Source organism: Devosia naphthalenivorans (assembly GCF_003056355.1).
GTDB classification, from domain to species: Bacteria; Pseudomonadota; Alphaproteobacteria; order Rhizobiales; family Devosiaceae; genus Devosia; species Devosia naphthalenivorans.
Genome location: NZ_PYVW01000002.1, coordinates 328,027 through 340,228, shown reverse-complemented (window position 1 = coordinate 340,228; position 12,202 = coordinate 328,027). Strand labels below are relative to the sequence as shown.

The following is a 12,202-nucleotide window of genomic DNA, read 5'->3' as shown; positions in this document are numbered from 1 at the left end:
TCCGATCGGAACGTTCCATTCGCACCATGCTTCCAAAGCAGTCGGGCCCCGCTTTTCAGCGAGGCCCGGTGGCTTGTCTTACTGGATGTCTTCAGGCTTCAGGTAACCGCTATCGATCACCAGTTCCTGGTAGTTGGTCGCATCGACCTCATATGGGGTCAGCAGAACCGAGGGAACAACCTTGACGCCATTGTCGTAGGTGGTGGTGTCGAGGCCTTCAGGAGTGCCGCCCGTCAGCAGCGTGTCGACCAGTTCAGCGGTCTTGGCGGCCAGTTCGCGGGTGTCCTTGTAGATGGTCGAATACTGCTCGCCGGCAATGATCGCCTTCACCGATGGAGCTTCCGCATCCTGGCCGGTGATGATTGGCCACTGCAGGTCGCCCGAGCCATAGCCCACGCCGCGCAGCGAGGAGATGATACCGCGGGACAGACCGTCATAGGGAGCCAGCACGCCATGGACGATCGAGCCGTCCGAGTAGTTGGCGGACAGGATGTTGTCCATGCGGGCCTGTGCAACAGCACCGTCCCAACGCAGCGTACCAACGGTGTCCATGCCCTGCTGGCCGGACTTTACGACCACGTCGCCCGAGTCGATCAGCGGCTGCAGCACGCTCATCGCGCCATCATAGAAGAAGAACGCGTTGTTATCGTCTGGCGAACCGCCGAACAGTTCGACGTTCCATGGCTTGGTGTCGGCGAAGCGCTCCTTGAGGCCCTTAACCAGCGAATTGGCCTGCAGCACGCCAACCTGGAAGTTGTCGAACGTGGTGTAGAGATCGACATTGGCGCTTTCACGGATCAGGCGGTCATAGGCGATGACCTTGATACCGGCATCGGCAGCCTGCTGCAGCACGGCGCTGAGCGTGGTGCCGTCGACCGAAGCGATAACCAGGGCCTTGGAGCCCTTGGTGACCATGTTCTCGACCTGTGCGAGCTGGTTCGGGATATCGTCTTCTGCGTACTGCAGGTCGACGGTGTAGCCCATGCCTTCGAGCGCGGTCTTGAGTTCGTTGCCGTCCGAGATCCAGCGCAACGAGGACTGAGTCGGCATCGCAATGCCGATCGCGCCCTTGTCCTGGGCAAAAGTTGCGGTGGAGGCGGTCAGCGCCATGGCGCCGACAGCCAGCACGGTGGCAAGCGTCTTGATAATCTTCACGTCTCGACTCCCTATATATATTTCGAGGTCATAAAGCCTTGATGGTCAAACAGGGGAGAGACTGCGGCGCGGCTGGCTTTCGGACTGCCACCAAAATAAGCCGAGCGAACACCTTGGGGCGCGCTGTCAACTGATCTGGCGAGAAGTCCTCATGAACCAACGGCACGTGCCATCAGGGCCCTCCCAAGCCCACGCGGCGGAAGCTAGGATAATCAGATATCTCTGTAAAGCCGCATTGTGCCGTACGCACCGGATGTTCTTGCGCACAGGATTAACGATCGCTGCCGATTGCAGACCCTTGCGGTGCTGGCTATGGTGCCGCTGCGCCGCGTGAAAAGAACGAAAAACAAACCAGCTGGCGCCAAGGTATCTGATACCTTTTGAGGAGAACATCATGCCCGAGGGTGTCGCCGCCGCTGGCCAGCAGACGGCTGCCAGCATTGTCGCCGAGCATCTGGCGCAGATGATTCTGGGCGAACTGGCGCCCGGCTCCATGCTGCCCAGCGAGGCCGAACTGGCCACGCGCTATGATGTCAGCCGGCTGACCATCCGCGAGGCGGTCAAGCGCCTGGAGGGCCGCGGCCTGCTTGCGATTGCGCGAGGCCGCAAGGCCGTGGTGCGCGAGCCCGATGGCGCCGCCTTTGCCGATTTTCTCACTTCGGTCATCCGCTATGATCCGAAAGGATTGTTCGATCTCGTCGAAGTGCGGCTGTCGCTTGAGGTGCAGTCGGCAAGCCTTGCCGCCAAGCATGCCACCCGCGCTTCCGTTGCCGCCATCGAAAGCGAACTGCAGGGCATGCGAGACGCGCTCGCGCAGGGAGATGGCGCGCTGTTGCCCGAACACGAAGCCACCTTCCACCGTCATGATGTCGGCTTCCATGCCGCCATCGCCTTGGCCAGCGGCAATCGGGTGCTGGGCTATCTCTTCGAAGCCATGAGCCAGCCCCTGGGCGAAGCTTTCTTCATCAGCCGCCGCGGCCACGACAAGCGCGGGCACACGCTCGGCGACACGGTCGATGCCCATCAACGCATCCTCGATGCCATCAGCCAGGGCAATGGCCGCGCCGCCGGTGAGGCCATGCGGCTGCACCTCAAGGACACCGAGCGTGATATTCGCACCGCCCTCAGCCAACTTGCCCTGCGTCCTACTTCGCGCAAATAGCGTGACAAACCGCTTGCAGCGCCCGGTTGCATTGCTGAATAATTCGCGTCTGACTGTGTAGGACCCCAATATGGCGCCACGACTAGACACTTCCGGCAACCGCCTGGACGATGCCGCACGCGCCGGCTGGCTCTACTATGTAGCGGGGAATACGCAGGAGGAAATCGCCGCCAAACTTGGCATTTCCCGCCAGTCCGCTCAGCGGCTGGTGTCCCTTTCGGTCAGTGAGGGCCTTATCAAGGTCAGGCTCGATCACCCTATCGGCCGCTGCATGGATCTCGCCAGCCGGCTAAAAAGCAAATTCGCGCTCGATCTGGCCGAAGTGGTTCCCTCCGATCCATCCAGCCAGTCCACCACCATCGGCGTCGCCGAAGCAACTGCCACCGAAATCGAACGCTGGCTCAAACGGTCGGACCCTATTGTCATGGCCGTTGGTACCGGCCGGACCCTGAAGGCTGCCGTGGAACAGCTGACGCCGATGGACGCCTCACACCACAAGGTCGTTTCCCTCACCGGCAATATCTCGCCCGACGGATCGGCGGCCTATTACAACGTGATCTTCAACATCGCTGATACGGTCAAGGCCCGCAGTTTCCCCATGCCCTTGCCCGTCATCGCCTCTTCCGCCCGGGAGCGCGAATTGCTCCATGCCCAGCCCATGATTCGCGAAACCCTGGCGCTGGCCGCCCAGGCCAACGTGACCTTTGTCGGTCTCGGCGACATAGGGCCGGAAGCGCCTTTGTATCTTGACGGCTTCATCACCGAGTCCGAGCTCAAAGGCCTGCAAAAGGCTGGGGCTGTTGGCGAAATTTGCGGCTGGAGCTTTGATTCCGACGGCAAACTGCTGGAAAACCAGATCAATGACCGCGTAGCCTCCGCGCCCATTCCCTCTCGCGAACGCTCACTGGTCGTGGCAATCGCCATGGGGCAGAAAAAATTGCCCGGCATTCGCGCCACCCTCAATCGCAGGCTCGTCAACGGACTCATCACCGACGAGAAGACCGCAGAAGGTTTGTTAGGCCTATCCTAACTATTTGAACTTGCAGCAACATTGACATTTCGAAAACGTTTTCTGCCGCATGCACTTCGCGCGTCAGACGCATGGCACTATTGACTCTGCCGCATACTATGTGAGTATTTGCCCATCGCCGCGACAATTGCCCGTCGTGGTTATCGGGAGGAATACATGAAACTGACACCCATTCTCGTGGGCGCGTTCACCCTTGCGCTGGCAACTTCCGCCTCGGCGCAGACGCTCACCATTGCCACCGTCAACAATGGCGACATGGTCCGCATGCAGGCCCTGTCCCCCGCCTTCACCGAAGAAACCGGCATCGAACTCAACTGGGTCGTGCTCGAGGAAAACACCCTTCGCCAGAACGTCACCACCGACATCGCCACCAATGGCGGCCAGTATGACGTGATGACCATCGGCACCTATGAAGCCCCGATCTGGGCCAAGCAGGGCTGGCTTACGCCGCTGGACGCACTCAGCGCAGACGCCGAATACGACGTCGACGATATCCTGCCCCCGATCCGCGAGGGCCTTTCCTTCGAGGGCAAGCTCTACGCGGCTCCCTTCTATGGCGAGAGCTCCTTCATCATGTACCGCAAGGACCTGATGGAAAAAGCCGGCCTTGAAATGCCTGAAGCCCCCACCTGGGAGTTCATCGGCGAGGCCGCCCGCGCCATGACCGATCGTTCTGCCGACATCAACGGAATCTGCCTCCGCGGCAAGGCCGGCTGGGGCGAGAACATGGCCTTCCTGACGGCCATGTCCAATTCCTTCGGCGCGCGCTGGTTCGATGAAAATTGGGCCCCCCAGTTCAACACGCCAGAGTGGAAGAGCACCCTGGACACCTATCTGTCGCTGATGGCCGATGCCGGTCCATCCGGTGCATCGTCCAACGGTTTCAACGAAAACCTGACCCTGTTCCAGCAGGGCAAGTGCGGCATGTGGATCGACGCCACGGTCGCCGCCTCATTTGTCACCAACCCGGATGATTCCACGGTCGCCGATCAGGTCGGCTTCGCTCTGGCGCCCGACAACGGGCTTGGCAAGCGCGGCAACTGGCTCTGGGCATGGTCATTGGCCATCCCTAATTCTTCCCAGAACAAGGAAGCTGCCGAGCAGTTCATCAACTGGGCAACCAACAAGGACTATCTGGCACTCGTCGCTGAGCAGGAAGGCTGGGCCAACGTTCCTCCCGGCACCCGCACTTCGCTCTATGAAAATCCGGACTACCAGGCGGCCGCACCCTTCGCCAAGATGACGCTGGACTCCATCAACGCCGCCAATCCGGCCGAACCGACCGTTCAGCCAGTGCCCTATACCGGCGTGCAATTCGTGGCGATCCCAGAGTTTGCGGGCATTGCTACCAATGTCGGCCAACTCTTCTCCGCCGCCCTCGCCGGTCAAATCTCCGCCGACGACGCCCTGGCCCAGGCCCAGGACGCCGCCACCCGCGACATGACCCGCGCCGGCTACATCAAATAGTCTTCCTCCCGAAGACACCCCGCACGGTCAAAGGTCCCTCTGGAGACCGGGCGGCATCTCCCCACTCTGACAACCCCCTCCGGCGCTGCCCTCGGACTTGATCCGAGGGCCACCATCAGCCCGGTGGATGTTGCGAGTGGTCCTCGGATCAAGTCCGAGGACAGCCCGATGGATAGTGATTCATCGTGGCCCACATCTCACCGGGGTTACCAATGGCCACCGCACAAACCCGCACCCTCTCTCGCGTCATGATGGCACCAGCCGTTATCGTCCTGCTGATTTGGATGATCGTGCCGCTGGTCATGACCCTTTGGTTCTCGTTCCAGAACTACAGCCTCATCAACCCGATGATGACCGGCTTTGCCGGCTGGGCCAACTATGTCTACGTCATTGGCGATCCCAGCTTCACCCAAGCCCTGGTCAACACCTTGATTCTGGTCGGGGGCGTGCTGGCCATCACGGTGGTCGGCGGCGTGCTCCTCGCAATGCTGCTGGACCAGCCCATCTGGGGTCAGGGCCTGCTGCGCATCATCGTCATCTCGCCCTTCTTCGTCATGCCGCCCGTTGCCGCCCTGATCTGGAAAAACGGCTTCATGCACCCCGGCTACGGCATGCTGGGGCATTTATGGAAGTTCTTTGGACTGCAGCCGGTGGACTGGTTCAACCAGTATCCGCTGTTCTCGGTCATCGTCATCGTCGCCTGGCAGTGGCTGCCATTCGCCACGCTGATCCTGCTTACCGCCATCCAGTCGCTCTCCGAAGAACAGCGCGAGGCCGCCGAAATGGATGGCGCCAACGCGCTCAACCGGTTCCGCTACATCATCCTGCCGCACATGGCCCGCGCGATCACCATCGTGATCCTGATCCAGACCATATTCCTGCTCGGCATCTTCGCTGAAATCCGCGTCACCACCGGCGGCGGCCCCGGCTACGCTTCCACCAACATCACCTTCCTGGTCTTCCGCACCGGCATCCTCTCCAACGACATCGGTGCCGGTTCCGCCGGCGGGGTCGTCGCCGTCATCATCGCCAACATCGTCGCCATCTTCCTGATGCGCGCCGTAGGAAAGAACCTCGATGCGTAGTGCCCTAAAATCATCCAGTAGACCTCATCCTGAGCTTGTCGAAGGGCGAGGTCGTGGCACGGTCGGTGAGTACGACCTCGTGGTTCGACAAGCTCACCATGAGGTCTCAACAAGATCGGCGGAGAAACCCTGATGGCCCGCAACGTCCCCGCGTCCACCCGCATCGGCTTCACCGCCCTCGCCTGGATCATCGCACTGATACTGTTCTCGCCCATCCTCTGGGTGCTCCTCACAGCCTTCAAAACCGAAGCCGAGGCCATCGCCAATACGCCGACCTTCTTCCCGCAGAACTTCACGCTGGAAAACTTCGGCGCCGTGCAGGCCCGGTCCGACTACATCAAGCACGCCACAAATTCGATCATCGTCTCGGTTGGCTCCACCCTGATCGGTCTCGTCATCGGCATTCCCGCCGCCTGGGCCATGGCCTTTGCGCCCACCAAGCGCACCAAGGACGTCTTGATGTGGATGCTGTCCACCAAGATGATGCCGGCCGTCGGCGTGCTGATCCCGATCTACCTGATCTTCCGCGACCTGCGCCTGCTCGACACGGTGCATGGTCTCACCATCATCATGACGCTGATCAACCTGCCGATCATCATCTGGATGCTCTACACCTACTTCAAGGAAATCCCGGTCGATATCCTGGAAGCCTCCCGCATGGATGGCGCCGAGCTCTGGAACGAGATCGTCCACGTCCTCGTCCCCATGGCGGTCCCCGGCATTGCCTCGACGCTGCTGCTCAACGTGATCCTGGCCTGGAACGAAGCCTTCTGGACGATCACCCTGACCTCCGGCCGCGCCGGCACGCTGACCGCCTTCATTTCATCCTTCTCATCCCCGCAAGGTCTCTTCCTCGCCAAACTCTCCGCCGCCTCGCTCCTGGCCATCGCGCCCATTCTGCTCATGGGCTGGTTCAGCCAGAAACAACTCGTCCGCGGCCTGACCTTCGGAGCGGTGAAATGATCTTGAGCGAACACTGCACCCTCCTGGACCTCATGGTGAACCTGTCGAACCACGAGGTCGCGGCCCCCAATGCTAAGGATCACTGAAATGGGCTCCATCTCCCTGCAAAACGTCAAGAAGTCCTTCGGCGAAGTCGAGATCATTCCCAACATCTCGCTCGACATCAAGGAAGGCGAGTTCGTGGTCTTTGTCGGCCCCTCCGGCTGCGGCAAGTCCACCCTGCTCCGCCTGATCGCGGGGCTCGAAGATACCACCAGCGGCACCATCCTGCTTGATGGCCAGGACATGACCAAGGCGCCACCTGCGCGCCGCGGCCTCGCCATGGTGTTCCAGTCCTATGCGCTCTACCCGCACATGACAGTGCGCGACAACATCGCCTTCCCCCTCAAGATGGCCAAGGCCAGCAAGGAAGAGATCGACAAGAAGGTCGAATACGCCGCGCGCACGCTCAACCTCACGAGCTATCTCGACCGCCGCCCCCGCGCCCTTTCCGGCGGCCAGCGCCAGCGTGTCGCTATTGGCCGCGCCATCGTGCGCGAACCCAAGGCGTTCCTGTTCGACGAACCGCTGTCCAATCTCGACGCGGCTCTCCGCGTCAACATGCGCCTCGAAATCACCGAGCTGCACCAGCAGCTTAAAACCACCATGATCTACGTAACCCATGACCAGGTCGAAGCCATGACCATGGCCGACCGCATCGTGGTGCTCAATGCCGGCAATGTCGAACAGTTCGGCTCCCCGCTGGACCTCTACAAAAAGCCCGCCAACCGCTTCGTCGCCGGCTTCATCGGTTCACCCAAGATGAACTTCGTCGACGGTCCCGAAGCCGCAAAACACAACGCCCATTCCATCGGCGTGCGCCCCGAGCACTTCAAGCTCAGCCGCGAACCCACGCCCGGCACCTGGAAAGGCAAGGTCGGCGTCGCCGAACAGCTCGGCTCCGACACCTTCCTCCACGTCCACGTCGAAGGCCTGGGCCTCATGACCATCCGCACCGATGGCGAACAAACCTTCAGCCACGGCGACAACGTCTACCTGACGCCCGACCCCACCCGCATCTACCGCTTCGACGCCGACGGCAAGGCTATCTGAGCAAGCATGGGAGATGGCTCATACGCTCTCCCCACCCACCGCGTCATTCCCGCGAAAGCGGGGATCCCCCTTGGGAGGCGCAAGTAAAAAGTAGACCTCACCCTGAGCCTGTCGAAGGGCGAGGTCGTGGCACAAATATCTGCGAACCCGACCTCCGGTTCGACAAGCTCACCATGAGGTCTCATGTGGGCGAGTGAAGGACTAAGCCCATGACCACCAAACTCTCCGCCACCACCCTCGCCTCCCTCACCACCGCTTCTGTGCCCGCCTACGACCGCGCCACGCTCACCCCCGGCATTGTCCATATCGGCGTCGGCAATTTCCACCGCGCCCACCAAGCGGTCTACCTCGACGACCTCTTCGCCACCGGCACCGATCACGACTGGGCCCTCATCGGCGCCGGCGTTCGCCCCGCCGACGAAGCCATGCGGCAAAAGCTCCAAGCGCAGGATTGGCTGACCACCGTGGTCGAGCAGGAAGCCAACGCTTCCTCGGCCCGCGTCACCGGCGCCATGATCGATTACCTCCAGCCCGGCGACAGCGAAGCCATCATCGCAAAGCTGTCAGACCCCGCCATCCGCATCGTCTCCCTGACCATCACCGAAGGCGGCTACTTCATCGACCCCGCCTCCCAGAAGTTCGACCCCACCCACCCCGAAATCGCCTATGACGCCACCCACCGCGACGCGCCCAAAACCGCGTTCGGCCTGATCCTCGCCGGCCTCGAACGCCGCCGCCAGGCGGGCGTTCAACCCTTCACCGTCATGAGCTGCGACAACATCCCCGGCAACGGCCACGTCACCCAAAACGCGGTAGTCGGCCTTGCCCAACTCATCGATCCCGCCCTCGCCCAGTGGGTGAGCGCCAATGTCGCTTTCCCCAACGGCATGGTCGACCGCATCACCCCCGCCACCTCCGACCGTGAAATTGCCCTCCTCAAGGAAAACTTCGGCATTGAGGACAATTGGCCCGTCTTCTGCGAAAGCTTCCGCCAATGGGTGCTGGAAGACAATTTCCCTGCCGGCCGCCCCGCGCTCGAAAAAGTCGGCGTGCAATTCGTGGACGACGTCGCCCCTTACGAGCACATGAAGATCCGCATCCTCAACGGCGGCCACGCCACCATCGCCTATCCCGCCGGCCTGCTCGACATCCACTTCGTCCACGAAGCCATGGAACACCCCCTCGTCGGCGCGTTCCTCGCCAAGGTCGAACGCGACGAGATCATCCCCGTCGTTCCCCCGGTCCCGGACACCAATCTCGATGATTACTTCGCTCTCTGCGAGCGCCGCTTCAGCAACCCCAAGATCGGCGACACCATAAGGCGCCTCGCCCTCGACGGCTCCAACCGCCAGCCCAAGTTCATCATTCCATCCGCACTTGATCGCGTTCAACGTGGACAGTCTGTTAGCGGATTGTCACTCGTTTCGGCCCTTTGGTGTCGCTACTGCTACGGCGAAACCGACAGTGGCGCTGTCATCGAGCCCAACGACCCCAGCTGGGATCGCCTCACCGCACAAGCAAAACGCGCCAAGGATGATCCAAAAACCTGGCTCGCCATGACCGACATCTACGGCGAACTGGCCACCAGCCAGCCATTCATCGACACCTTCGCCCACGCCCTCCAAGCCCTCTGGAGCGATGGCACCAAGGTCACCCTGGAACGCTACCTGGCCAACCAGTTGTGACCGCTTCACCCTCCACAACCCCGATCCACCTCCTCCCCCTTGAGGGAAGGGCCGGGGTGGGGGGGCCAACCGCTAGCTTACCTTCGCTCCTTGTCGTGGCCACGGCACGCTCATGATTCCCGACCTCATCATCTTCGACTGCGACGGCGTCCTCGTCGACAGCGAGCCCCTTGCCATGCGCGTGCTGATCGCGGCGCTCGCCGACCAGGGCATCACCATCACGGCCGAAGCCGCCTACCGCGATTTCCTGGGCCGCTCGATGACCTCCATCTCTGCCGATCTCGACAAATCCCATGGCACGCCCCTGGGTGAAGCGGCACACCGCGCCATGCGCCACGAACTCTACGCCCTTTACCGCCAGGAACTGCGCCCCAGCCCCGGCCTGCCCCAAATCCTGGGCCAACTCACACCTCCCTTCTGCGTCGCCTCCTCCTCCACGCCCGAGCGCATCCGCCTCAGCCTCGACGTCACCGGCCTCCTGCCCTGGTTCAGCGACCACATCTTTTCAGCCACCATGGTGAAAAACGGCAAGCCAGCGCCCGATCTGTTCCTGCATGCCGCCGCCGCCATGTCGGCCGATCCCGACCGGTGCCTCGTCATCGAAGATAGCCCCGCCGGCATCACCGCGGCTCGACGCGCCGGCATGCAGGTTTTCGGCTATACCGGCGGCAGTCACATCGCGCCCGGCAACCTCCAGGCAGCCATCGCCGCTGCCTGCCCTCACTTGATATTCGACGATATGCACAAGCTGCCCGATCTTGTACGCTCGCTTGGGACCGAGAAGAAGGCGCTCTAGCGTTGCAGCAAAGCCTGCTGGTGGCAGTGGACGTGGGGACTGGGAGTGCGCGGGCCGGTGTGCTGACGCCGCAGGGCATCCTTTTGGGCCGCGCCGAGCGTCCCATCGCCATGAACCGCACCGATGCCAACCACGCCGAGCACGATAGCGAGCAGATCTGGCAAGCCGTCTGCGGCGCCGTCCGCGATGCCAAGGCGCGGGCCGGCGCCAGTCCCCACCAGGTGGTTGGCCTGGGGTTCGACGCGACCTGTTCCCTCGTGGTCCGCGACCTGTCCGGCGCGCCGGTCACCGTCTCCACCAATGGCAGGGATCGTTGGGACACAATTGTCTGGCTCGATCACCGCGCCCTTGCCGAAGCCGATGAATGCACCCGCACTGGCCACATGGTGCTCGATTTTGCCGGCGGCGTCATGTCGCCCGAAATGGAAGTGCCCAAGCTTATGTGGCTCAAGCGCCATATGACGCAAAGCTGGGCCCGCGCCGGCATGATGTTCGACCTGGCCGATTTCCTCTCCTGGAAATCCACCGGATCGCTGGGGCGCTCCCAATCCACGCTCACCTGCAAATGGACCTATCTGGCCCATGCAAGTCCTGGCTGGCAGCAGGATTTCCTGGAGCGCGTCGGCCTCCAGGATCTCATCGTCAAAGCCCAGCTTCCCGAGCGCGCCACCCCCGTCGGCACTGACTTGGGCGCCCTTACTCCAGCCGCGGCCGCCGATCTGGGCCTGACCACGGCATGCCACGTCGGCGCCGGCTTGATCGATGCCCATGCCGGTGCGCTGGGCGTGCTGGGCGCCTTCACCCCCGACGCATCCACCATTGATAGGCACCTCGCCCTTATCGCCGGCACCTCAAGCTGCGTTATGGCCTTGTCAGCCGAAGCGCGTCCTACCGCAGGCGTCTGGGGCCCTTATTGCGGCGCCGTCCTGCCGGGCATCTGGCTCAACGAAGGCGGCCAATCCGCCACCGGCGCCCTGCTCGACCACATCATCCGCTGGCACGGCGCCGGCGGCGAACCTACGCCCCAGATGCACCAGTCGATTGCCAACCGCATCTCGACGCTCTTGCAACAGGAAGGCCTGGCCCTCGCCCATCGCCTTCATGTCCTGCCCGATTTCCACGGCAACCGCTCCCCCATGGCCGACCCCTTCGCCCTGGGTGTCATCTCGGGTCTGACCCTCGATAGCGATTTCGATTCCCTCTGCCGCCTTTACTGGCGCAGTTGCGTCGGCATTGCCCTGGGCGTCCGCCATATCCTTGAAACCCTCAACACTCGCGGCTACGCCATCGACACGCTCCACATCACCGGCGGCCACACCAAGAACCCCGTTCTGATGGATCTCTACGCCGATGCCACCGGCTGCACGGTCGTCCAATCCTCTGCCCCCGACGCCACCCTGCTCGGCATGGCCATGGTCGCCGCCACCGCCGCCGGCCTCTACCCCAGTCTGGACAGTGCCTGCTCGGCCATGCAGCAACCCGGCGCCAATCGCTCTCCCAATCCCGCTGCTCGGCTCCAGTTCGACAAAGACTACCGCATCTTCCTCGAAATGCAGCGCCAGCGCCAAGCTATCGACGCCATCACCGGACCCAGACCTCACACCCTGTCTGCCCCACCTACGGTTCCCATGCCGTTTCCAGTCGGATGACCTGATTCGCCGCTACGGAACCAAAGATCACAACCGCCGTTTCTCTGCAGAGCGCTGCAAGGCGCTTACAAAATCAGCCGTCAGCAGCTTGCTGTTCCGGTCTGCTGCGACGAGGTGG

At 62.3% G+C, this 12,202-nt stretch carries 10 protein-coding genes; 9 read left to right on the top strand and 1 reads right to left on the bottom strand.

Features of this window, described 5'->3' with window-relative positions; all coding sequences use genetic code 11:
* Nucleotides 1-78 precede the first annotated feature (78 nt).
* Entirely contained in the window at nt 79-1,155 is a 1,077-nt protein-coding gene (gene chvE / locus C8264_RS04775) for a multiple monosaccharide ABC transporter substrate-binding protein (protein ID WP_108459810.1), read from the bottom strand.
* 394 nt (nt 1,156-1,549) lie between these two features.
* On the opposite strand from chvE, the gene C8264_RS04770 reads away from it, so the two are divergent.
* The 9 genes from C8264_RS04770 to C8264_RS04730 all read left to right on the top strand — a co-directional run bounded on the left by C8264_RS04770 (nt 1,550) and on the right by C8264_RS04730 (nt 12,084).
* The gene (locus C8264_RS04770) at nt 1,550-2,317 is read left to right on the top strand and encodes a FadR/GntR family transcriptional regulator (protein ID WP_108459809.1); all 768 of its coding nucleotides are present in this window, start codon (nt 1,550-1,552) and stop codon (nt 2,315-2,317) included.
* Nucleotides 2,318-2,387: 70 nt separating this feature from the next.
* Nucleotides 2,388-3,347: a sugar-binding transcriptional regulator gene (locus C8264_RS04765; RefSeq protein ID WP_108459808.1), complete on the top strand. Its 960-nt coding sequence runs from the start codon at nt 2,388-2,390 to the stop codon at nt 3,345-3,347.
* A gap of 156 nt (nt 3,348-3,503) precedes the next feature.
* Nucleotides 3,504-4,814 carry an ABC transporter substrate-binding protein gene (locus C8264_RS04760; RefSeq protein WP_108459807.1) on the top strand — a complete coding sequence of 437 codons (1,311 nt, stop codon included), beginning with the start codon at nt 3,504-3,506 and terminating at the stop codon, nt 4,812-4,814.
* Between the two features lie 212 nt (nt 4,815-5,026).
* On the top strand, nt 5,027-5,899 hold the full coding sequence (locus C8264_RS04755) for a carbohydrate ABC transporter permease (protein WP_108459806.1): 873 nt from the start codon (nt 5,027-5,029) through the stop codon (nt 5,897-5,899).
* A gap of 132 nt (nt 5,900-6,031) precedes the next feature.
* Complete coding sequence (locus tag C8264_RS04750) at nt 6,032-6,862, top strand: carbohydrate ABC transporter permease (RefSeq protein WP_108459805.1); 831 nt, start codon at nt 6,032-6,034, stop codon at nt 6,860-6,862.
* Nucleotides 6,863-6,949: 87 nt separating this feature from the next.
* Nucleotides 6,950-7,954 (top strand): ABC transporter ATP-binding protein, encoded by a 1,005-nt coding sequence (locus C8264_RS04745; protein WP_108459804.1) that lies wholly within the window; start codon nt 6,950-6,952, stop codon nt 7,952-7,954.
* Between the two features lie 209 nt (nt 7,955-8,163).
* Nucleotides 8,164-9,639 (top strand): mannitol dehydrogenase family protein, encoded by a 1,476-nt coding sequence (locus C8264_RS04740; protein WP_108459803.1) that lies wholly within the window; start codon nt 8,164-8,166, stop codon nt 9,637-9,639.
* Nucleotides 9,640-9,751: 112 nt separating this feature from the next.
* On the top strand, nt 9,752-10,435 hold the full coding sequence (locus tag C8264_RS04735; protein ID WP_108459802.1) for an HAD family hydrolase: 684 nt from the start codon (nt 9,752-9,754) through the stop codon (nt 10,433-10,435).
* A 2-nt stretch (nt 10,436-10,437) separates the two neighbouring features.
* Nucleotides 10,438-12,084 carry an FGGY-family carbohydrate kinase gene (locus tag C8264_RS04730; protein WP_108459801.1) on the top strand — a complete coding sequence of 549 codons (1,647 nt, stop codon included), beginning with the start codon at nt 10,438-10,440 and terminating at the stop codon, nt 12,082-12,084.
* Nucleotides 12,085-12,202 lie beyond the last annotated feature (118 nt).

Excerpts from the sequence above, each read along its gene's own strand:
- C8264_RS04740 (WP_108459803.1), top strand. The coding sequence starts at position 8,164 with ATGACCACCAAACTCTCCGCCACCACCCTCGCCTCCCTCACCACCGCT.
- C8264_RS04745 (WP_108459804.1), top strand. The coding sequence starts at position 6,950 with ATGGGCTCCATCTCCCTGCAAAACGTCAAGAAGTCCTTCGGCGAAGTC.
- C8264_RS04750 (WP_108459805.1), top strand. The coding sequence starts at position 6,032 with ATGGCCCGCAACGTCCCCGCGTCCACCCGCATCGGCTTCACCGCCCTC.
- C8264_RS04755 (WP_108459806.1), top strand. The coding sequence starts at position 5,027 with ATGGCCACCGCACAAACCCGCACCCTCTCTCGCGTCATGATGGCACCA.
- C8264_RS04760 (WP_108459807.1), top strand. The coding sequence starts at position 3,504 with ATGAAACTGACACCCATTCTCGTGGGCGCGTTCACCCTTGCGCTGGCA.
- C8264_RS04735 (WP_108459802.1), top strand. The coding sequence starts at position 9,752 with ATGATTCCCGACCTCATCATCTTCGACTGCGACGGCGTCCTCGTCGAC.
- C8264_RS04765 (WP_108459808.1), top strand. The coding sequence starts at position 2,388 with ATGGCGCCACGACTAGACACTTCCGGCAACCGCCTGGACGATGCCGCA.
- C8264_RS04770 (WP_108459809.1), top strand. The coding sequence starts at position 1,550 with ATGCCCGAGGGTGTCGCCGCCGCTGGCCAGCAGACGGCTGCCAGCATT.